Genomic DNA, 20,799 nt, shown 5'->3' with positions numbered 1-20,799 from the left:
GGGTCGAGCCATGGGGCGCGGCCGGGCAAAGGCCAAGCAGACCAAGGTCGCCCGCCAGCTGAAGTACAGCAGCGGCGGGACTGACCTGTCGCGTCTGGCCAATGAGCTGGGCGCATCGCCTTCGAGTCAACCACCGAACGCCGAGCCGTTCGAGGACGACGACGAGGAAGATGACCCGTACGCACAGTACGCGGATCGCTACAACAAAGATGATGACGACGACCAGGACGACCAGTCCGGTCCGTCGTCACAGCGCCGCGGCGCTTGACCTCGCGCTGACACATCGACCCGGTCCGGGCCTGCCCCGGGCCGGGTTCTGTGCTGTCCCGATCCGGACGCCGCGCGCCCGCGCCGGACGGGCCGCGAAGGGCGGCGCGTCCGGCCCGGCACCGGTTCAGCGGGCGTAGTCGCCGGTCAGCGCGGCCCCCGTGGCGTGGTCACCGCGCTCGGTGATCTCGCCTGCCACCCAGGAGTCGACCCCGCGGTCGGCCAGCGTCGTCAGCGCCGCGTCCACCGAGTCCGCCGGGACGACGGCGATCATGCCGACGCCCATGTTCAGCGTCTTCTCCAGCTCCAGCCGCTCGACCTCGCCGACCCGGCCGACGAGGTCGAAGACCGCGCCCGGCGTCCAGGTGGAGCGGTCCACGGTGGCGTGCAGCCCGTCCGGGACGACCCGGGCCAGGTTGTTCGCGAGGCCGCCGCCCGTGACGTGGCTGAAGGCGTGCACCTCGGTCGTGCGGGTGAGGGCCAGGCAGTCCAGCGAGTAGATCCGGGTGGGCTCCAGCAGCTCCTCGCCGAGCGTCCGGCCGAACTCCTCGACCTGGCGGTCCAGCGACCAGCCGGCCCGGTCGAAGAGCACGTGGCGGACCAGCGAGTACCCGTTGGAGTGAAGACCGGAGGACGCCATCGCGATGACCGCGTCACCCGTGCGGATGCGGTCGGGGCCGAGCAGCCGGTCCGCCTCGACCACGCCCGTACCGGCTCCGGCCACGTCGAAGTCGTCCGGGCCCAGCAGTCCGGGGTGCTCGGCGGTCTCGCCGCCGACCAGCGCGCAGCCCGCGAGGACGCAGCCCTCGGCGATGCCCTTCACGATCGCCGCGACACGCTCGGGGTGCACCTTGCCGACGCAGATGTAGTCGGTCATGAAGAGCGGCTCGGCCCCGCACACCACGAGGTCGTCCACGACCATGCCGACCAGGTCGTGGCCGATGGTGTCGTACACGCCCATCCGGCGCGCCAGGTCCACCTTGGTCCCCACGCCGTCGGTGGCCGAGGCCAGGAGCGGGCGCTCGTAGCGCTTGAGCGCCGAGGCGTCGAAGAGGCCGGCGAACCCGCCGAGGCCGCCGAGGCCGGCGACCTCGGGGCGCTGCGTCTTCTTCACCCACTGCTTCATCAGCTCGACGGCGCGGTCGCCGGCTTCGATGTCGACGCCCGCTGCCGCATAGGAAGCGCCTGTTGTCTCAGACATGGCCTGGGATCTTTCGTGTGGAGATACGGGGCTGGTGGAGGGGCGCGGGCCGGTCCGGGTCACGGACGGCGCAGCGCGTCGGCCGCGGCGGTCGCCGCAGGGCCTGCCGCCAGCTCGGTCTCCAGCAGCTGCTTGCCCAGCAGCTCCGGATCCGGCAGCTCCATCGGGTACTCACCGTCGAAGCAGGCGCGGCACAGGTTCGGCTTGTCGATCGTCGTCGCCTCGATCATGGCGTCGATCGAGATGTACGAGAGGGAGTCGGCGCCCATGGAGGTGCGGATCTCGTCGACGGTCATGCCGTTGGCGATCAGCTCCGCACGGGTGGCGAAGTCGATGCCGAAGAAGCAGGGCCACTTCACCGGCGGCGAGGAGATCCGGATGTGGATCTCGGCCGCTCCGGCCTCGCGGAGCATCCGGACCAGGGCGCGCTGGGTGTTGCCCCGGACGATCGAGTCGTCCACGACCACCAGGCGCTTGCCCTTGATGACTTCCTTGAGGGGGTTGAGCTTGAGGCGGATGCCGAGCTGGCGGATGGTCTGCGAGGGCTGGATGAAGGTCCGGCCGACGTAGGCGTTCTTGACCAGTCCGGCGCCGAACGGGATGCCGCTGGCCTCCGCGTAGCCGATCGCGGCGGGGGTGCCGGATTCCGGGGTCGCTATGACCAGGTCCGCCTCGACGGGCGCCTCGGCGGCCAGCTTCCGGCCCATCTCCACGCGGGAGAGGTAGACGTTCCGGCCGGCGATGTCGGTGTCGGGCCGGGCCAGGTACACGTACTCGAAGACACAGCCCTTGGGCTTCGCTTCTGCGAATCGCGAGCTGCGCAGGCCGTTCTCGTCGATGGCGACGAGCTCGCCGGGCTCGATCTCGCGTACGTAGCTGGCGCCGCAGATGTCCAGTGCGGCGGACTCCGAGGCGACCACCCAGCCGCGCTCCAGCCGGCCGAGGACCAGCGGACGGATGCCCTGCGGGTCGCGGGCGGCGTAGAGGGTGTGCTCGTCCATGAAGACGAGGGAGAAGGCCCCCTTGACCTCGGGGAGCACCTTGGGGGCCGCTTCCTCGATCGTCAGCGGCTTGTCGTCGGCGTCCCGCTGGCCCGCGAGCAGCGCGGTGACCAGGTCGGTGTCGTTGGTCGCGGCCACCTGGGTGGCGCGGCCGTCCTTGCGCGGGAGGTCGGCGACCATCTCGGCGAGCCGGGCGGTGTTGACCAGGTTCCCGTTGTGGCCGAGGGCGATCGAGCCGTGCGCGGTGGCACGGAACGTGGGCTGCGCGTTCTCCCACACCGAGGCGCCGGTGGTGGAGTAACGGGCATGACCGACAGCGATATGGCCCTGGAGGGAGCCCAGGGACGTTTCGTCGAAGACCTGCGAGACCAGTCCCATGTCCTTGAAGACCAGGATCTGGGACCCGTTGCTCACTGCGATGCCCGCGGATTCCTGTCCGCGGTGCTGCAGGGCATACAGTCCGAAATAGGTGAGCTTGGCGACCTCTTCGCCCGGAGCCCAGACACCGAAGACGCCGCAAGCGTCCTGGGGGCCTTTCTCTCCGGGGAGCAGGTCGTGGTTGAGTCGTCCATCACCACGGGGCACGGCACCGAGTGTAGGCGAGATCGCCCGCTGGTCCGAACTGGGGACCGGTCCGCGAAGGCGGCGCGGAGCACGGCGTCCGCACGGCACACCGGTTGCGGGCGGGTGATTCGGGTGACTTCGGCCGGTCACGTTCCGTGATGGACGGCCGGTCGGACAGGGTGGGCGGGGTGTGGCCTCGGCGCTCGCCACCCGGCCGGGAAGCCGGTTACCGGCAGGTTCGGGACGCGGTCGGCGGCGGTCGGCCGACCGCCGGGCCGTGGCGCCGCGTGCCTCGGCGTCCGGCGCTCCGCCGGGGCCCGCCGAACACGCGTTCCGTGGTGAGCCTCACACCCGGACCTGCCGACGGCGGGACCGCGGGCGGGCGGGACCCGCGGGCGAAGGGTCGGCCGCCGTCGGGCGGTCAGCCGCCGTCGGGCAGGGTGCGCGGTCCGCGCGGCGCGGCGGCGGTGGCCGCGAGGCCCTGGCCGTCGGCCGCGGTCAGGGTGAGCGTCCCGCCCTCGACCGTGTACGCGGCGCGGCCGTCCAGGGCGGCGAGCACGGCCCGTTCGACCTCCATCGCGGGCTCGGCGCACAGCTTGCGCGTGCCCGCCGCCGGTCCGAAGGTGATCGTTTTGTCCCCGGCCTCCGCCGTGGCGCGGAAGGTGTTGCAGCCGGAGTTGCCCTGCACGGTGCCGTCCTTGGAGAGGGTCAGGTACGGGACGCTCCCGGCCGGCAGGTCCGCCGGCACGGCCGTCGCCTTCTTCCCGTCGAGGAGGGTTCCGACCTCCCAGCGGGTGCCCAGCAGCGCGGCCGGCGGCTCCTCGCTGAGCGCGACGCGGTCCCCGTCCGGGGCGGTGAGGGTCAGCTTCCGGCCGGACAGCTCTGCGGTCAGCTCGCCGTTCAGCACGCGGAGCAGGGCCTGTTCGAACTTCTGGACGTTCTGGTCGCACGCCATCTCGGTGGTGACGGCGCGCTTCACGGTGATCCGGTCGCCGTCGACACGGGCGTCGGCGCTGACGCGGTTGCAGCCGAGGTCCCCGGTGGCCCGGCCCTTCGCGTCGATCTCCAGCCGGGCTCCGGGCGGGGCTTCGGTCGTCGTCCCGCCCGCCGTCACGGAGTCGACGCTCCACGGCACACCGGTGACGGGCACATCGCTCCGCACCGTGCCGCCCCCGCCCTCACCCCCGTCGCCGTCGCCGGAGCCGGACTCCGTACCGCAGGCGGCGAGGGTGAGGAGGGCCAGAACACTGACGCTGACAGCCATACGTTGTGGGTGCATGGCGATGTGACGGTACGGGGGTGCGATCCGGTTCCGCCGGGGGCGCGGGGGCCGGGGCGGGCGTGCGGAACCCGGGCGGGGCTTCCGCCCGGTCAGCGCATCAGGGGCAGCAGCGCGCCGAGGTCGGCCCGCTCCCCACTGGCGCTGACCTCCGCGCCGTCCAGCGCCCGCGTCCACGACGTCCGTCCGGTGGCGAGCCTCATCCAGGTCAGCGGGCTGGTCTCGACGACGTTCGGCGGCGTGCCCCGCGTGTGCTTGGGGCCGCCGATGCACTGGACCACCGCGAACGGCGGTACCCGCACCTCGACCGAGCCGCCCGGAGCCCGGTCGGCGAGCGTGTCCGCCAGCAGCCGGGTGCAGGCGGCGAGGGCCTGGCGGTCGTACGGGACGGCGAGTCCGAGCGCGTCGTTCAGGTCGTCCGTGTGGACGACCAGTTCGACGGTGCGGGTCACCAGGAAGTCGGCCAGGCGCATGGCCCCGGCGGGCGTCGTCAGAAGCCGGTCCCCCGTGCCGGTCGCGGGGACGTCCGCGACGAACCGCTCCTCCACCTCCGCGTACAGCGCGTCGAGGTCGGGGTGGTCCGCGCGCAGGGCTGCGGTGGCCTCCGCGACCCGTCCGGCCCGTGCCGCCGTGCCCCCGGCCCAGTCGAGCAGCGTGGTGTCGGGCTTGGGGCCGGGGGGCTCCGGCAGGGCCAGGCCCCGGCTGACACCGGCGAGCGGCATCGCGAGGTGCACCGCGAGATCGCGCGCGGTCCAGTCGCCCAGCCGGGTGGGCTCGGCCAACTGCTGGGGCGTCAGCGTGCGTACGGCGTCCCGCACATGGGCGAACTGCGCGAGCACGGCGGCGCGGGTCCGGAGGTGGTCGTAGTTGCGGAGGCGCTTCTTGGCCGGGGGCATGGGGGCGAGATTACGGGACAGCTCTCAACCGGCGGCCGTGACATCGCGGCCTCCGTCCCGGGCCTCCCGGACTCCGTCCCGGGCCTCGTCCCGGCCTCCGTATCGGTCGCCGCCCCGCACGGGGTTCGGCGGACTGGGCGGACTCGGCGGGCTGGGCGGGCCCTGCGGCCCCGGCCGGCCGGACGCCTCCCGCCCGCCCGGGGTGAACGCCTCGCCGCCCGCCGGGACCCCGATCCCCTTCCAGGTGAACGGGATCCCCCGCGCGGCGTCCGGGTCGGGCCCGTCCATCAGGTGGAAGTGGAGGTGCGGTTCCGTGCTGTTGCCCGAGTTCCCGCAGCGCCCGATCGGCTGTCCCGCCCGCACGGTGTCCCCGGCCCGCACCAGGAGCGAGCCGCGGCGGAGATGGGCGTAGACGGCGTGGACCCCGTCGCCGAGGTCGAGCACGACGTGGTTGCCGAGGACGCGGCGCGCGCCGAGGACCGAGCGCACGTTGCCCTCGACGAGCAGGAGGTAGCCGAGCGCCGGGAGCGAGGTCCGGCTCAGGTGGTCGCGCCGGCCGTCGCTCGCCCGTACGACCGTGGCGTCGGCCGCCGCGAGCAGCGGTGCGCCGAACGCCGGGAAGTCGCGGTTGCGCCGGACGACGGGCCACAGGGCGCGGAACGGCGGGCGGCCGGGGCCCCGGCCGCCCTCGGGCTCCGGTTGCTCCGGTTGCTCCGGTTGCTCCGGTTCGGCCACGAGGTCGATCGCGTACGTCTGCCCGTACACATGCGTGCCGTGGCTGGGCACCCGGTCCGCCGGGCTGTTCAGCGCGATCCACCGGCCGGTCACCGGGACCTCGGTCTCCACCGGGGCACGCGGCTCGCCCCGGGGCGCGGCGGCCCGGGTCTGGAGCGTGTTCGCCGTCGTCATGAGGACGAACACCACCCCCGCCGGAAGCAGTGTGGTCGCCCACCCCGGACCCGGCAGGTCCGTGACGAACTCGCTGATCATCAGCGCGATCAGGACGGCCCAGGACAGGCGCAGGGCCACCGTGACGGCGGCGCGGACGGACATGGTTCCCCCTGGTCTCGTATCCGGCGCGTGGGTCGTGCGCGCCACGCGTCTCATGCGCTCGTACGGTCATGCGCTCGGGCACCCGCCGGTCATGCGCCCGTACGGTCGGGAGCTCGGGCGCTCCTGCGGTCAGGTGCGCGCCGCCGTGAGCACCACCAGCAGCGGCACGACCCGGGCGGGCGGCACCTCGTACCGGCCCCGGCCGGCCGCCTGGAGCCAGCCCGCGCCGGTCAGTTGGCGCAGGTGGTGGTAGATCTGGCCGGTGGTGCCGACCTCGTCGAGCGCGGCCAGTTCGGCGGTCGTGCGGAGGCCGCCGAGGATCTCGCGGAGCAGCCGCAGCCGGACCGGGTGGCCCAGGGCGGCGAACGGCTCGGCGGCGTCCGCCCAGTCGCCGCCGATCAGGGACCCGGTCAGCGCGCCGTACTGCCAGCCGTACTCCTCGCCGGTGGGCAGCCGCACCGATCCCGTGTACAGGACTCCGCCGTCGGCGGCGTCCTCACCGAGGCCGGCCAGCTGCTCCTTGAGCCCTTCCAGCGCCCAGAAGTCCCCGTCGCCCAGGCGCGGCGCGGCGTGGTCCTTCCGCTCCAGCTCCGCAAGACGCCGTTCCAGCGCGGCGACGCGCTCCTCAAGGTCCATGACAGCAATCATACGTAATTACGTAATCGCGTCAAGGAGGTGTGCCGACAGAGCGAAGCCCCCGCCCGGAGGACCCGGGCGGGGGCTGTGACGAACCGGTCGGCCTGCGGCGGCTCAGGCGAGCAGCGCGGGGATGGTCGCCTCGTGCGCCGTGCGCAGCTCGCTCAGCGGGATGCCGAACTCGCCCTGCACCTCGATCTCCTCGCCGTCCACGACGCCGACGCGGGCGACGGGCAGGCCGCGCGCGCCGCACATGTCGGTGAAGCGGAGCTCCTCGCTGCGCGGGACCGCGACGACCGCGCGACCGGCCGACTCGGAGAACAGGAAGGTGAACGCGTCCAGACCGTCCGGCACGACGAGCCGCGCGCCCTTCCCGCCGCGCAGGCAGGACTCGGTGACCGCCTGGATCAGGCCGCCGTCCGAGAGGTCGTGCGCGGCGTCGATCATGCCGTCGCGGGAGGCCGAGATCAGGATCTCGGCGAGCAGCTTCTCGCGGCCGAGGTCCACCTTCGGCGGCAGACCGCCCAGGTGCTGGTGGACCACCTCGGACCAGGCCGAGCCGCCGAACTCCTCACGCGTGTCGCCCAGCAGGTAGAGGAGCTGGCCCTCTTCCGCGAAGGCGACGGGCGTACGCCGGTTGACGTCGTCGATCACGCCGAGCACGGCCACGACCGGCGTCGGGTGGATCGCCGTCTCGCCGGTCTGGTTGTAGAGCGAGACGTTACCGCCGGTGACCGGGGTGCCCAGTTCCAGGCAGCCGTCCGCGAGACCGCGGGTGGCCTCGGCGAACTGCCACATGACGTCCGGGTCCTCGGGCGAACCGAAGTTCAGGCAGTCGGAGATGGCCAGCGGCTTGGCTCCGGAGGCGGCCACGTTGCGGTACGACTCGGCCAGCGCGAGCTGCGCGCCGGTGTACGGGTCGAGCTTGGCGTACCGGCCGTTGCCGTCCGTCGCCAGGGCGACGCCCAGGTTCGAGTCGGCGTCGATCCGGACCATGCCCGCGTCCTCGGGCATCGCGAGCACGGTGTTGCCCTGCACGAACCGGTCGTACTGCTCGGTGATCCAGGACTTGGACGCCTGGTTCGGGGAGGCGACCAGCTTGAGGACCTGCTCGCGCAGCTCGGCGGCGTTCGCCGGGCGGGGCAGCTTGCCGGCGTCGTCCGCCTGGAGCGCGTCCTGCCAGGACGGGCGGGCGAACGGGCGGTGGTAGACCGGGCCGTCGTGGGCGACCGAGCGCGGCGGCACGTCCACGATCTGCTCGCCGTGCCAGAAGATCTCCAGCTGGGAGCCCTCGGTCACCTCACCGATGACGGTGGCGATGACGTCCCACTTCTCGCAGATCTCCAGGAAGCGGTCGACGTGCCGCGGCTCGACGATCGCGCACATGCGCTCCTGCGACTCGCTCATGAGGATCTCCTCGGGCGAGAGGGAGGAGTCGCGCAGCGGCACGGTGTCCAACTCGACGCGCATGCCGCCCGAACCGGCGGAGGCCAGCTCGCTGGTGGCGCAGGAGAGCCCGGCGCCGCCGAGGTCCTGGATGCCCGCGACGAGCTTCTCCGCGAAGATCTCCAGGGTGCACTCGATGAGGAGCTTCTCCTGGAACGGGTCGCCGACCTGGACGGCGGGGCGCTTGGCCGGGCCGGTCGACTCGAAGGTCTCCGAGGCCAGCACCGAGACGCCGCCGATGCCGTCGCCGCCGGTGCGGGCGCCGTAGAGGATCACCTTGTTGCCGGGGCCGGAGGCCTGGGCGAGGTGGATGTCCTCGTGCCGCATCACGCCGATGCACCCGGCGTTGACCAGCGGGTTGCCCTGGTAGCAGGCGTCGAAGACGACCTCGCCGCCGATGTTGGGCAGTCCCAGGCAGTTGCCGTAGCCGCCGATGCCCGCGACGACGCCGGGCAGGACGCGCTTGGTGTCGGGGTGGTCGGCCGCGCCGAAGCGCAGCGGGTCGACGACCGCGATCGGACGGGCGCCCATGGCGAGGATGTCGCGGACGATGCCGCCGATGCCGGTGGCCGCGCCCTGGTAGGGCTCGATGTACGAGGGGTGGTTGTGCGACTCGACCTTGAAGGTGACCGCGTACCCCTGGCCGACGTCCACGACGCCCGCGTTCTCGCCGATGCCGACGAGCATGGCGTCGTTGGCGGGGACCTTCTCGCCGAACTGCTTGAGGTGGACCTTGCTGCTCTTGTACGAGCAGTGCTCCGACCACATCACCGAGTACATGGCCAGCTCGGCGCCGGTGGGACGGCGGCCCAGGATCTCGCGGATCCGGGCGTACTCGTCCTCCTTGAGGCCGAGTTCCTTCCAGGGCTGCTCGGTGTCCGGGGTCTCGGCCGCGTGCTTGACCGTATCCAGGCTCATGCGTTGACCAGCTTCTTGATGATCGAGGTGAAGAAACCGAGGCCGTCGGTGCGGCCGGTGCCGATCAGCGGCTCGACGGCGTGCTCCGGGTGGGGCATCAGGCCGACGATGTTGCCCTCGGCGTTGGCGATGCCCGCGATGTCGCGGAGCGAGCCGTTGGGGTTGCCGCCGAGATAGCGGAAGGCGACCCGCCCCTCGGCCTCCAGCTCGTCGAGCGTGCGCTCGTCGGCGGTGTACCGGCCGTCCATGTTCTTGAGCGGGACCCGGATCTCCTGGCCGGCGCTGTAGTCCGAGGTCCAGGCCGTCTCCGCGTTCTCCACGCGCAGGCTCTGGTCGCGGCAGACGAAGTGCAGGTGGTTGTTGCGCAGCATCGCGCCGGGCAGCAGATGCGCCTCGGTCAGGATCTGGAAGCCGTTGCAGATGCCGAGGACCGGCATCCCGGCCCTCGCCTGCTCGATGAGCGTCTCCATCACCGGCGAGAAGCGCGAGATGGCGCCCGCCCGCAGATAGTCCCCGTACGAGAATCCGCCGGCCAGGACGACGGCGTCGACCTGGTGCAGATCCTTGTCGCGGTGCCACAGGGATACGGGCTCCGCGCCGGCGATCCGCACGGCCCGCAGGGCGTCCTGATCGTCGAGAGTGCCGGGAAAAGTGACGACGCCGATACGGGTGGTCACTTCTCCTCCTCCACCTTCACGACGAAGTCCTCGATGACGGTGTTGGCGAGGAAGGTCTCGGCCATCTCGTTAATACGGGCGAGGGCGGCGTCGTCGACCGGCCCCTCGACCTCCAGCTCGAAACGCTTTCCCTGACGGACGTCCACGATTCCGCCGAAGCCGAGACGGGGCAGCGCACGCTGCACCGCCTGTCCCTGCGGGTCGAGGATCTCCGGCTTGAGCATGACATCGACTACGACGCGTGCCACTGGCACTCCCGGTGTGGTGGTGTGGTGCGGCTGTCTCTCCGGGGGGTTCCCCAGACCCCCGCGGGTCCACTCAGCGTACCTGGCCGAAAATTCTACGCGGGTAGATATGGAGTGGCGTCGACGCGGAACGGATCACGCGGGTATATCGGGCGCGACAACGCGCGGGAAAAGTCCCGGAAAAAAATCATGCCAGGATTGTGCGCGGACACGCGGAGATAATTGCCGGGGCTTCACAATGCGGCGCCCACCGCTGTACAAATGATTAGCGGGGAAAGCAGTATTGCCCCGGGAACACCGGAACAGTCGGCATCAGTCGATCCGTATCCGCCTGCCAGCCGGAAAACCGGCACCGGCGCACGCCGAACGCGCCGATGCCATGGGAAAGGACCGATATCCGTGGCTCAGCGCGTAGTGGTTACGCTCTCCGACGACATCGACGGGGGAGCAGCGGCGGAAACGGTGACCTTCGCCCTGGACGGGAAGACGTACGAGATCGACCTCAATCCCGCCAACGCGAAGAAGCTGCGCAAGGCCCTGGCCCCCTACGTGGCGGCCGGCCGCAAGCAGACGAACGCCGGCCGGCACGGCAGGACGCCGACGGCCTACCACCACACCTCCCTCGCCCCGGACCCGGCGGCCGTCCGCGCCTGGGCCCGCTCGCACCGGATGGAGGTGCCGGCCCGCGGCCGGATCCCGAAGAAGGTCTACGAGGCGTTCAACGCGGCTGATTGAGCGCGGGCGGCGCCCGGGGCCGGAGACGGGCCCAGGAAGTCGGGTGCCGGATGTCCGGGGTGGAGTGGGGCGTCGCCCGGTGTCGGAGCCCCGGCCCCGACACTCCGTCAGGCGGCGCGCGCCGCGCCGGGAGCCCGTCCGCAGGGGCCGTGTCCGGGCCGCGTTCGGTCCCCGCTCGGGCCGTGTCCGGGTCGCGTCCCGAGGGACCCGCCGGAAGCCGACTTGCGCGACACCCCCGCAGGTCGGCTAGAGTCTGGAGCACGCCGAGGGGCGAGGCCGAAAGGCCGAATCCCACGCAGCGTGCGGGTGTAGTTCAGTAGTAGAACATCCCCCTTCCAGGGGGAAGGCGCAGTGTGCAATTCCTGTCACCCGCTCTGCACAGGCTCTTCTGACCACGTCGTTGGATCAGGTAGAGTAGTGCTCGCTCCACCGGTGAAAGCCGAGTGGCAGCAATGCGGACGTAGCTCAGTTGGTAGAGCGCAACCTTGCCAAGGTTGAGGTCGCCAGTTCGAACCTGGTCGTCCGCTCAGTGATCAAAGGCCCTGACCGATTCGGTCAGGGCCTTTGTCGTGCATCACCGCGCATGACGTTTGTCATGCGCGGTGATGACAGCACGCACTGCCGGCGAGGCCGATCGGGCGGAAGTCTGAGCATCAACGGCGACGGGATCGCCGGAGTGAGATCGCAGCGCACCCATGAGAGGGCGGATCGGATCCTCAGTCCGCAGATCGCGCGGTAATCGCGGAAGACACGGCGAGGAACCTCCCTTCCGGAGTGAGAGAGGCCATGACGCCGACGAAGAAGACCACGGGAGCCGCGGCAGCCGCGGCGGCGGGCGGACTCCGGTGGCCCGGGCGGAAGCCCGTCCAGGGCGACCCGGCGAAGGCCGAGCTCTACACGCGGTTCACGTTCCAGGCTCTGGCGGGCACGGAGGCCGGTGTGCTGGGCGTACCGCTCCTCCTCGGCGACCGGCAGCCGGTCAGCTTCTGGCTGTTCCTGCTGATGCTCGCGCACTCCGTGATGACCTCGGTCGTGGCCACCCGGGCCCTGGAATGGCAGTGCGGGCGGCGCGAGCGGCCCGTGACGCTGATGGCGGCCTCCGCCGCGCTCTCCGGAGGCGCGGTACTGACGCTGCTGGTCCTCCTGGACGCCGGGACGATCGACGCCCAGGAGGACGGCTTCGGCCTCCTGCTCATGGGCATCGCCGCGTTCGGCCTCGGCACGTTCGCACTCTGCCAGCGCACGACGCGGCAGCGGGTGGGCACGGTGCTCGTCGCCTCCGCGGGAACGGCCGCCGCGACCGCGCTGCTCGGCCTGGGGTGGCGGCAGACCTGGCTGGACTTCGTGGGCGTCGCCGCCGCCGGTTCGCTCTTCGTCGTCTCGTACGTCTTCTCCGCCTGGCTCGTCGGCGTCGTACGGGAGCTGGAGGCGACCCGCGAGATCCGGACCCGGCTGGCCGTCGCGGAGGAGCGGCTCCGCTTCGGACGGGACATCCACGACGTACTGGGCCGCAACCTCGCGGTGATGGCCCTCAAGAGCGAGCTGGCCGTCCAACTGGCCGAGCGGGGACGCCCGGAGGCCGTGCCGCAGATGGCCGAGGTACAGCGGATCGCGCAGGAGTCGCAGCGCGAGATCCGGGAAGTCGTGCGCGGCTACCGGGAGGCCGACCTGCAGACCGAACTGGCGGGCGCGCAGGGCGTTCTGCGGGCGGCGGGCATCGCGTGCGAGGTGCGGGGGCTGGACGTCGGACGCGCGGACCCGGATGCGGAGGACGGGCTTCCGCCGGAGGTCCGGTCGGCCCTGGGGTGGGTGGTGCGGGAGGCGACCACGAACGTGCTGCGGCACGGGGACCCCGCGCGGTGCACGATCCGGCTCTCGTCGGGCGAGCGGGACGGGACCGAGGGCGGCACGGAGGTGACGTTGACGGTGGAGAACGACGGGGCCGGCCCGACGGACGGGGCCGAGGACCGCGCGGGTGCCGCAGGGGCCGGGGCGGAGGACGCCACGGGAGCCGGGGCCGGGGACGCGGACGCGGACCGCACCGCGGCGGCCGGTGCGGGCACCGGGCCGGGAAGGGGCATGCGGAGGGGGCGGGGCACGGAAACGGGGCAGGGTACGGGGCTTGCCGGACTCCGGGACCGGCTCGCCCTGCTCGACGGCACGTTGGAGGCGGGCGCGACGGGAAGGAAGGGACACTTCAGGCTGACCGCGCGGATTCCGGTGCCGGAGCCGCGTACGGACGGCGGGGACAGGACTCACGTGGAAGGGGCCGTGTGATGGCCGAGCACGAACAGCGGGGCGGGGTAGCCGGGGAAACCGGGGAAGTGAGGGAAGCCGGGGAAGCACGGGAAGCACCGGAGGCCGGGACGGTCCCCCCGTCCCGGATCCGCGTCCTGCTGGCCGACGACGAGCATCTGATCCGGGGCGCTCTGGCGGCCCTGCTCGCGCTGGAGGACGACCTCCTGGTGGTCGCCGAGGCGGCGTCCGGCCCCGAGGCGCTCGCCATGGCGCTGGCGCACCGGCCCGACGTCGCCGTCCTGGACCTCCAGATGCCGGGCGTCGACGGTGTGAAGGTCGCCACATCCCTGCGTACCGAACTGCCCGGCTGCCGGACCATGATCGTGACGAGCCACGGCCGGCCCGGACACCTGAAGCGGGCCCTCACCGCCGGGGTGCGCGGGTTCGTGCCGAAGACGGTCAGCGCCCGGCGGCTCGCCGAGATCATCCGCACGGTCCACGCCGGAAACCGTTACGTGGAACACGAGTTGGCGGCCGATGCCATCGCCGCCGGCGACTCCCCACTGACGGCCAGGGAGACCGAGGTGCTGGAGCTGGCGGCGGACGGGGCGCCGATCGCCGAGGTGGCGGAACGCGCTTCGCTGTCGCAGGGCACCGTGCGAAACTACCTGTCCTCGGTCGTGTCCAAGCTGGGGGTGGAGAACCGGCACGCGGCCGTGCGTCTCGCGCGTGAGCGGGGTTGGGTATAGTGGGCCTCGCGCTTCGGCGCCCTGCGAACGTAGCTCAGCTGGTAGAGCGCAACCTTGCCAAGGTTGAGGTCGCGAGTTCGAACCTCGTCGTTCGCTCCACCGAGAAGGCCCCCGTCCCGAGGACGGGGGCCTTCTCGCATCTCATCGCGTGCTACGCCCAGTTGGAGCCGGTCAGCACCTCGTACGCCTCGATGTACTTGGCACGGGTCGCCTCCACGATCTCCGGCGGGAGCGGCGGGGGCGACTGCTCGCCCCTGCGGTCCCAGCCGGAGGCCGGCGAGGTCAGCCAGTCCCGCACGAACTGCTTGTCGTACGAGGGCTGCGCGCGGCCCGGCTGCCAGGTCGTGGCGGGCCAGAAGCGCGAGGAGTCCGGGGTCAGCACCTCGTCGGCGAGGATCAGCCGCTCGCCGCCGTCGGCGGTGGCGGTGGCGGTCTCGAAGCCGAACTCGAACTTGGTGTCGGCCAGGATGATCCCGCGCTCGTGCGCGATGTCCCGGGCCCGTCGGTAGACGTCCATGGTCGTCTGGCGCAGTTGGGCGGCCGTCTCGACGCCGACCTCGCGGGCGATCTGCTCGTAACTGACGTTCTCGTCATGGTCGCCGACGGCGGCCTTGGCGGCCGGGGTGAAGATCGGACCCGGCAGCTCGGAGCCGTTGACCAGTCCCTCGGGGAGGCCGATGCCGCAGACCGTGCGCGTCGCGTCGTACTCGACGAGACCGGAACCGGTGAGATAGCCGCGGGCCACGCACTCGATGGGGATCATCCGCAGGGACCGGCAGACGAGGGTGCGGCCCGCCCAGTCGGCCGGGGCGCCGGGCGGCAGCTCGGTGGAGATGACGTGGTTGGGCACGAGGTCGGCGAGCTGGTCGAACCACCAGAGCGACAGCCGGGTGAGGACCCGGCCCTTGTCGGGGATCTCGGTGGGCAGGACCCAGTCGTACGCGGAGACCCGGTCGCTGGCGACCATGACCAGGTCGCCCGCCTCGTTCCGGTACAGGTCACGCACCTTGCCGGTGTGCAGGTGGGTGAGGCCCGGGACCTCGACGGGCTCGGGCTTTTCTACAAAACCGGACACGCTGCCTCCGCGTAGGTTGATCCAGGAGCGGTTCCGATTGTCCCGTATCCGGGAGGCGGGCGCGGGAGCGGGGGCGTGTCGCCGGGGCCGGAACGTCAGTCCCGCTTGCAGATCCGGTCGAGGAGGTTCGCCGTCGCCTGCTGGATCCGGGAGTCGATGTGGCCGGGCCGGTCCAGCGCCGGTGACCAGGCGAAGGTGCCGGAGGCGAAGACGAGCGCACCGGAGGGAGCCTGGTACAGCGAGGTCTCCTGGTGCCGGTCGGCCCCTTCGGAGTCCCGGTACGGGGAGTGCGCCAGCAGGATGCGGTTGTCGTGCTCCGGCAGGCTGGTGCGCGGGAAGTAGCGGTCGGCCTCGCCCGCGACCAGGCCGCCGATCTCGTCGCCCTCCACGGCCCCGGTCGAGTCCCACAGCCAGTGCTCGGCGTTCCGCACGACCAGCGGGTGGGGTTCGGGCACCCGGCCCGCGTACTGGATGCCCAGCAGCTGCTGCTCGGGCCGGTCCACCTCCCGCCAGAGCGCCGACTTCCCGGGGCCGCGGCGCTTGCGGCACGTCAGGAGGCGGTCCGGGACGCCGGAGGCGGACGGGGCCAGACCGACCTGCCAGTACATGGTGTTGGCGGAGAGGAAGACGAGCGAGGTGCCGGAGTCCCTGGCGCGTTCGGCGGCCCGGCGCATGGGCAGCGACCAGTACTCGTCGTGGCCTGGGAAGACCAGGCCCCGGTAGCGGCTCGGGTCGACGCGGCCCGCGTGCAGGTCGCGGGCGTCCGCGTAGGCGAGGTCGTAGCCGTACCGCTCGGCCCAGCGGATGAAGTCGTACGCGTGCCCCACGTGCAGCGGCAGCCCGGCCCCGGCGAACGGCCGGTCGAAGGAGATCGTGACGGCCGCGTCCTCCTCGCCGAGGAGCCGGCCCCGCTCGTCCCAGGCGTGGTAGAGGCTGGCTCCCGTGCGGCCGTCCTCCGGATAGAGGTTGTACGCCTGCCATGTGATGTCGGGCAGCAGGAGCAGCAGGTCGGCGGGGTGGTCGTGGCGGACCGTGAACGGGATGTGCGAGCGGTAGCCGTCGGCGGTGGTCAGGACGGCCACGTACGCGCCGACGGACCAGTAGCTCGGGATCTGGAGCCGCCAGGACATCCACCAGTGGTGGCAGGAGACGGTCCGGTCGGCGGCCAGCGGGGCGGGCTGGACGATGCCGGAGAGGCGCGGGCTCGTGGTGATCTTGGAGGCGCCGTCGCCCCCGTAGTGACCGATGCGGTAGATGTCCACGGAGAACTGCTGGGGCGGGTCGACCGTGATGTGGAAGTCGATCGCCTCGCCGGGGGCCGCCGCGGCGGGCGAGACGAAGCCCTTGATCTGCCGGCCCACGTCGTCGGCCGTGCGGGTCCCGCCGCCGATGCCGCTGCGGCCGAGGTCCGGGTCCACGTACCAGGGGACGACCTGGCCGGTGTCGTCGAAGTAGTTCTCACTGCCGCGTAGCCAGGGCAGCGGGCCCTGGCCGAAGGGATCGCTCACGGCGTGCGCGAGAGCCCCCGATTCCCATCGGCGAATGTGCTCCGCCCCCATGCCGCGCCCCTCCCTCAGATCCCCCGGACAACTGTGGCGCATCCGACGTCAGCGCCGACCCCCAGCACATCACATAACGCACGCGGCCCGTCACCCTTCGTCGCGAATTGACGTGAACGGAACCTGTCGCTCCGGCCTGATTTGTCCCTCCGGCGCGGATGCGTCCGGTGGGGGCGCGGAGGTGTCCGGGAAGGGGCGGCCCTGCACCCGCTGGGGAGAGGCACGCGCTCAGCGGGAGGGGGCGCGCGTGCGCCCAGGGGGCGCGGAAGCATGCGGGCGCGCTCCCGACCCGCCCGGTCGGCCCTCATCGCGTTGGCTCGGTGCACGGTCGTCCGGCCACTTGACCCGCGCCATACGAACGGACCGAACGGACTGGATGGACTGGTATGGACCGGATGAACCGGAAGGACCGGAAGGACCGGAAGGACCGGAAGGACCGGAAGGACCGGAAGGACCGGAAGGCTGAACCGACGGGACGGACGTGACGGACTCGACGCGCCGGACGGACTCGACGGGTCGGACGAACTCGACGCGCCGGATGAACTCGGCGGGCCGGGCGGACCGACCGCACGCGTCGTGGCGGCGGCGTCCGGGAGGCGTGGGCCGCTGCGTACGCGTCCGGCCGGACCGGGCCTCTCGGTCGCGTCACGTCACGCCAACCGGACCGGGCCTCTCGGCCGTCCCGTACCGGGTGCGTCAGCCGCGGCAGCCGCGTCGGCCGCACCGCTCCGGCCGGCTGCGTCAGACCAGCCGGACCGGTTTGTCGGACCGCACTCCCACCTCGGCGAGCCAGGTCCGCAGCGGGCCCGGGTCGCCGTCCTCGACGAGACTGAGGACCGGGGACGCCAGGTCGGCCCGGCGCTCGCCGCCGACGAGCAGCGTCGGCCCGTCGAGCCAGTCCAGACCGGGCGCCGCCCCCGCCGTGTCCACGGCCGCACAGCAGACCATCGCCACCACGTGGTCGGCGAGCAGCTCCGTACCCGTACGCGGCGGCTGGAGCGGGAAGAGCGGCAGCGGGTCGGGGCCCCAGAGGTCCAGCGGGTCCGGTCCGCCCGCGCCCGCCGCGGGCTGCGCCGGGCCGGGCGCGGGGGCCGGGCCCTCCTCGCCGGCCACGGCGGCGCCGATCCCGGCAGCGAGCCGGCCGCCGGCCCCGCCGGGGGCGGTCAGATGCTCCATGACCCGGGACAGCGTGGGCACCGTCGGATCGGAGGAAGAGGCGGAGGCGGCCGGGGCGGAGGCCGGGGGCGCGCCCAGGGAATCGAGGACGCGGTTCAGCCGGGCGGCCTCCGTGCGCCACTTCCGGTCGACGACCTCCTCCGGGTACTGCTGCCAGTCCACCGGCGACCAGTCGGGGCCGCTCTTCGCCGGACCACCGTGGAAGAGCCGGGCCGCGAGCAGCGACGCGGCCTCGTCGGCGGTCCCCGGCTCCTCCAGGAGGTCGCACGCCGGGCGCTCGCCGAGGCGCGTGGTGAAACCGTCGGCCAGCCGGTCCCGGCGGGAGAGCTCGGTGAGGGCCGAGACGACGCCGGCGTCCAGCCGGGAGGGCCAGCGCCCCATGCGCCAGGCCGGCAGCGCGACGCGGGTCAGCAGCCGGTCCCAGCCCGCGTACGCGAGGCCGACCTGCTCCTGGGCGGCGATGCGCAGCCCGTAGTCGACCGTCTGCGCCCGCATCGAGGCGGCGGCGGCCACACAGCGCTCCATCTCGGCGGCGTGGTCGCGGCAGGCGCGCAGCAGCAGGCGGGCGATCCAGCCGACGAAGGCGAGGGGCGCGCCGCGCACCGCTCCCCGGCCGGGGAGGGCGGCGTCGGCGACGGCGGCGTCCAGCCCCCGGACGAACCGCCGGGCCGCGGCTATGTCCGGATGCGCGGACGAGCCGGTGCCGGCCACGACGGGGGCGAGCACCGCGCGGAGCTCCGCGACCCTCATCCACCACAGGAACGGCGAGCCGATCACGAGGACGGGCGCGGCGCCCTTGGCCCCGCGCCGCCCGGAATCCGCCTGCGGGCCGCTGCGGGCGGCGCGGTGCGTACGGTCCTCCAGCCAGCTGTCGCAGTCCGGGGTCAGCTCTATGGCCGACGGCGCGGGCACGTCGAGCCGGGCGGCCAGGTCACGGACCAGCCGATAGAGATCGGGGGCGCCGTCCTCCGGCACCGGGACCGTCGGGCTCACCGCGGGCTTCGCCCGCGCGACGCTGGTCGCCACGGCGGCGGTGACCAGCAGGACGACGACGGCCACACCGAACAGCGTCCAGCGCACGCCGTCCCACACCGGGCCGCCGAGGTGCCCCTGCGCCGCGGCGGCGAAGAGCACGACGGCCGCCGCCGTGGGCAGGATCGCCACGGCCAGCGCCCTGCCGCGGATCCGCAGCAGGGCGAGCGCTCGGGCCTGTGCGGCCCGCGCACCCAGCTCCTCACCCACATCGATACCGGACACGACCGGACGTCACCCCCTCTGCCCCGCGACGGTGTTGCTCACTCCCCCACTGTGGCACCCGCCACCGACATCGCAATGCCGGTGGGCCAAGTGCCGGAACGCCTGCGCCGCACCCTAGTTGGGGCCTCGGCGGGCGTCATCCGGATGGCGCAGTCGTCACTCGATGGAATGGCTTTGGGTAAAGCTGCTGACGTGTCCGCGCCCATGAGTCAGCCCCTCCGGCCGCCCCGCGTACCGGGGGGTGCGCGGGGCGGGCAAAGGGGCTGCGGAGTGCCGGAGTCCGGCGGGCGAGCCGGGGACGAGCCGGGGGGCGAGCCGGGCGGCTCAGCCCTCGGCGGCCTTCAGGGCGATGTCCGTACGGTGCTGGGAACCGTCGAGGCGGATCCGGCCGAGCGCGGTGTAGGCGCGCTCACGGGCGGCGGCGAGGTCCTTGCCGGTGGCGGTGACGGACAGCACCCGGCCGCCGGCGCTGACGACGGTCCGGCCCTCGGCCCGGGTCCCGGCGTGCAGGACGTACGCGTCGGGGGCATCCTGTGCCGCGACGTCCGCGAGGCCGTCGATCGGGTCGCCGGTGCGCGGGGTGCCGGGGTAGTTGTGCGAGGCGATGACCACGGTGACCGCGGCGTCGTCGCGCCAGTTCAGCGGCGGGAGGGCGTCGAGGACGCCGTTGGCGGCGGCGAGCAGCACCCCGGCCAGCGGGGTCTTCAGCCGGGCCAGCACCACCTGGGTCTCCGGGTCGCCGAAGCGGGCGTTGAACTCGATGACCCGCACGCCGCGGGAGGTGATCGCGAGGCCCGCGTAGAGCAGCCCGGAGAAGGGAGTGCCGCGCCGGCGCAGCTCGTCGACGGTCGGCTGGAGAACGGTCCGCAGGACCTCGTCGACCAGCTTGGGGTCCGCCCACGGCAGCGGCGAGTAGGCGCCCATCCCGCCGGTGTTCGGGCCCTCGTCGCCGTCCAGGGCGCGCTTGAAGTCCTGGGCGGGCTGGAGGGGCAGCACGGTGGTGCCGTCGGTGATCGCGAAGAGGCTGACCTCGGGGCCGTCGAGGAACTCCTCGATGACCACGCGGTCGCAGGAGAGCGCGTGGGCGCGGGCCTGGGCCGGGTCGTCGGTGACGACGACGCCCTTGCCGGCCGCGAGACCGTCGTCCTTGACGACGTAGGGGGCGCCGAAGGCGTCGAGGGCGGCGTCGATCTCCGCGGCGGTGGTGCAGACGTAGCTGCGGGCGGTGGGCACCCCGGCGCCGGCCATGACGTCCTTGGCGAACGCCTTGGAGCCTTCGAGCCGAGCCGCTTCACCGGAGGGGCCGAAGCAGGGGATGCCGGCCGCGCGGACGGCGTCGGCGACCCCGGCGACGAGCGGCGCCTCCGGGCCGACGACCACCAGCTCGGCGCCGAGCCCGGTGGCGAGACGCGCGACGGCGTCACCGTCGAGCGCGTCGACCGGGTGCAGTTCGGCCACCTCTGCGATGCCGGCGTTGCCGGGGGCGCAGTACAGAGCGGTGACATCGGGGTCGAGGGACAGAGAGCGGCACAGGGCGTGTTCGCGGGCGCCGCCGCCGATGACGAGGACCTTCACGGGGTGCAGCCTAGCCGCCGGGCACGCGGGCCCCCGACGGGCGCCGATCCGTGGACGGGAGGGCGGGGCGGACAGCGGCAGGGAAGCACGGGAGAGGACGCCGGCGGCCCGGGACTCATGGTCGCCGCAGGACCTGTCGTCAGCCCGGCCCCAGGGTCTGCCCGGGACCCAAGGTCTGCCCGGGACCCAAGGTCTGCCCGGGACCCAAGGTGATGGTCGGGTCCCAAGGTGATGGCCGGGACCCGAGGTGAT

Annotated in this window: 17 protein-coding genes and 3 tRNA genes; 7 read left to right on the top strand and 13 right to left on the bottom strand. The window is 72.8% G+C overall.

The window, feature by feature from the left end:
* Positions 1-10 precede the first annotated feature (10 nt).
* Positions 11-268, top strand: coding sequence for a DUF3073 domain-containing protein (locus EES43_RS15240; RefSeq protein WP_124269235.1), 258 nt, complete (start codon positions 11-13; stop codon positions 266-268).
* Between the two features lie 126 nt (positions 269-394).
* Here EES43_RS15240 and purM read toward each other — a convergent pair whose 3' ends face one another.
* The 9 genes from purM to purS form a co-directional block, all read right to left on the bottom strand.
* Positions 395-1,468, bottom strand: coding sequence for a phosphoribosylformylglycinamidine cyclo-ligase (gene purM, locus EES43_RS15235; RefSeq protein WP_124269234.1), 1,074 nt, complete (start codon positions 1,466-1,468; stop codon positions 395-397).
* Between the two features lie 59 nt (positions 1,469-1,527).
* Positions 1,528-3,054, bottom strand: a complete 1,527-nt coding sequence (purF, locus tag EES43_RS15230; protein WP_124269233.1) for an amidophosphoribosyltransferase — start codon at positions 3,052-3,054, stop codon at positions 1,528-1,530.
* A 400-nt stretch (positions 3,055-3,454) separates the two neighbouring features.
* Positions 3,455-4,297 carry an META domain-containing protein gene (locus tag EES43_RS15225; protein ID WP_241192437.1) on the bottom strand — a complete coding sequence of 281 codons (843 nt, stop codon included), beginning with the start codon at positions 4,295-4,297 and terminating at the stop codon, positions 3,455-3,457.
* Positions 4,298-4,404: 107 nt separating this feature from the next.
* Positions 4,405-5,208: a maleylpyruvate isomerase family mycothiol-dependent enzyme gene (locus EES43_RS15220; protein WP_124269231.1), complete on the bottom strand. Its 804-nt coding sequence runs from the start codon at positions 5,206-5,208 to the stop codon at positions 4,405-4,407.
* 24 nt (positions 5,209-5,232) lie between these two features.
* Complete coding sequence (locus EES43_RS15215; protein WP_124269230.1) at positions 5,233-6,261, bottom strand: M23 family metallopeptidase; 1,029 nt, start codon at positions 6,259-6,261, stop codon at positions 5,233-5,235.
* A gap of 129 nt (positions 6,262-6,390) precedes the next feature.
* Positions 6,391-6,897, bottom strand: coding sequence for an ArsR/SmtB family transcription factor (locus tag EES43_RS15210; protein WP_124269229.1), 507 nt, complete (start codon positions 6,895-6,897; stop codon positions 6,391-6,393).
* A 114-nt stretch (positions 6,898-7,011) separates the two neighbouring features.
* Positions 7,012-9,261 carry a phosphoribosylformylglycinamidine synthase subunit PurL gene (gene purL, locus EES43_RS15205; RefSeq protein WP_124269228.1) on the bottom strand — a complete coding sequence of 750 codons (2,250 nt, stop codon included), beginning with the start codon at positions 9,259-9,261 and terminating at the stop codon, positions 7,012-7,014.
* A complete protein-coding gene (purQ, locus tag EES43_RS15200) occupies positions 9,258-9,938 on the bottom strand; it encodes a phosphoribosylformylglycinamidine synthase subunit PurQ (RefSeq protein WP_124269227.1) in 681 nt (226 codons plus the stop codon). The genes purL and purQ overlap by 4 nt, the downstream gene beginning before the upstream one ends.
* Positions 9,935-10,186 carry a phosphoribosylformylglycinamidine synthase subunit PurS gene (gene purS, locus EES43_RS15195; RefSeq protein WP_124269226.1) on the bottom strand — a complete coding sequence of 84 codons (252 nt, stop codon included), beginning with the start codon at positions 10,184-10,186 and terminating at the stop codon, positions 9,935-9,937. The genes purQ and purS overlap by 4 nt, the downstream gene beginning before the upstream one ends.
* 396 nt (positions 10,187-10,582) lie before the next feature.
* Between purS and EES43_RS15190 the strand changes: the two genes are divergently transcribed.
* From EES43_RS15190 to EES43_RS15165, 6 genes are all read left to right on the top strand, one after another.
* Positions 10,583-10,918, top strand: coding sequence for a histone-like nucleoid-structuring protein Lsr2 (locus tag EES43_RS15190; protein WP_124269225.1), 336 nt, complete (start codon positions 10,583-10,585; stop codon positions 10,916-10,918).
* A gap of 302 nt (positions 10,919-11,220) precedes the next feature.
* Positions 11,221-11,292: transfer RNA gene (locus tag EES43_RS15185), tRNA-Gly, on the top strand.
* A gap of 80 nt (positions 11,293-11,372) precedes the next feature.
* Positions 11,373-11,445: transfer RNA gene (locus tag EES43_RS15180), tRNA-Gly, on the top strand.
* A 259-nt stretch (positions 11,446-11,704) separates the two neighbouring features.
* Positions 11,705-13,195, top strand: coding sequence for a sensor histidine kinase (locus tag EES43_RS15175; RefSeq protein WP_124269224.1), 1,491 nt, complete (start codon positions 11,705-11,707; stop codon positions 13,193-13,195).
* Entirely contained in the window at positions 13,195-13,905 is a 711-nt protein-coding gene (locus tag EES43_RS15170) for a response regulator transcription factor (protein ID WP_241192436.1), read from the top strand. The genes EES43_RS15175 and EES43_RS15170 overlap by 1 nt, the downstream gene beginning before the upstream one ends.
* Before the next feature lie 23 nt (positions 13,906-13,928).
* Positions 13,929-14,004: transfer RNA gene (locus EES43_RS15165), tRNA-Gly, on the top strand.
* Positions 14,005-14,056: 52 nt separating this feature from the next.
* Here the strand turns inward: EES43_RS15165 and EES43_RS15160 are convergent.
* The 4 genes from EES43_RS15160 to purD all read right to left on the bottom strand — a co-directional run bounded on the left by EES43_RS15160 (position 14,057) and on the right by purD (position 20,547).
* Positions 14,057-14,980 (bottom strand): phosphoribosylaminoimidazolesuccinocarboxamide synthase, encoded by a 924-nt coding sequence (locus EES43_RS15160; protein ID WP_124269223.1) that lies wholly within the window; start codon positions 14,978-14,980, stop codon positions 14,057-14,059.
* A 95-nt stretch (positions 14,981-15,075) separates the two neighbouring features.
* Complete coding sequence (locus EES43_RS15155) at positions 15,076-16,539, bottom strand: N,N-dimethylformamidase beta subunit family domain-containing protein (RefSeq protein ID WP_124269222.1); 1,464 nt, start codon at positions 16,537-16,539, stop codon at positions 15,076-15,078.
* Positions 16,540-17,280: 741 nt separating this feature from the next.
* On the bottom strand, positions 17,281-18,972 hold the full coding sequence (locus tag EES43_RS15150) for a M48 family metalloprotease (RefSeq protein WP_124269221.1): 1,692 nt from the start codon (positions 18,970-18,972) through the stop codon (positions 17,281-17,283).
* 324 nt (positions 18,973-19,296) lie between these two features.
* Complete coding sequence (purD, locus tag EES43_RS15145; RefSeq protein WP_124269220.1) at positions 19,297-20,547, bottom strand: phosphoribosylamine--glycine ligase; 1,251 nt, start codon at positions 20,545-20,547, stop codon at positions 19,297-19,299.
* Positions 20,548-20,799 lie beyond the last annotated feature (252 nt).

Origin of the sequence: Streptomyces sp. ADI96-02 (assembly GCF_003846185.1) — a bacterium.
In the GTDB taxonomy this organism is placed as follows: Bacteria; Actinomycetota; Actinomycetes; order Streptomycetales; family Streptomycetaceae; genus Streptomyces.
The sequence above is the reverse complement of the archived record's forward strand: the minus strand, read 5'-3'. Positions and strand labels throughout refer to the sequence as shown.

Coding starts and splice junctions, on each gene's coding strand:
- EES43_RS15225 (WP_241192437.1), bottom strand. CDS start 4,297: ATGGCTGTCAGCGTCAGTGTTCTGGCCCTCCTCACCCTCGCCGCCTGC.
- purM (WP_124269234.1), bottom strand. CDS start 1,468: ATGTCTGAGACAACAGGCGCTTCCTATGCGGCAGCGGGCGTCGACATC.
- EES43_RS15170 (WP_241192436.1), top strand. CDS start 13,195: ATGGCCGAGCACGAACAGCGGGGCGGGGTAGCCGGGGAAACCGGGGAA.
- EES43_RS15210 (WP_124269229.1), bottom strand. CDS start 6,897: ATGGACCTTGAGGAGCGCGTCGCCGCGCTGGAACGGCGTCTTGCGGAG.
- EES43_RS15220 (WP_124269231.1), bottom strand. CDS start 5,208: ATGCCCCCGGCCAAGAAGCGCCTCCGCAACTACGACCACCTCCGGACC.
- purL (WP_124269228.1), bottom strand. CDS start 9,261: ATGAGCCTGGATACGGTCAAGCACGCGGCCGAGACCCCGGACACCGAG.
- EES43_RS15240 (WP_124269235.1), top strand. CDS start 11: ATGGGGCGCGGCCGGGCAAAGGCCAAGCAGACCAAGGTCGCCCGCCAG.
- EES43_RS15155 (WP_124269222.1), bottom strand. CDS start 16,539: ATGGGGGCGGAGCACATTCGCCGATGGGAATCGGGGGCTCTCGCGCAC.
- EES43_RS15215 (WP_124269230.1), bottom strand. CDS start 6,261: ATGTCCGTCCGCGCCGCCGTCACGGTGGCCCTGCGCCTGTCCTGGGCC.
- EES43_RS15175 (WP_124269224.1), top strand. CDS start 11,705: ATGACGCCGACGAAGAAGACCACGGGAGCCGCGGCAGCCGCGGCGGCG.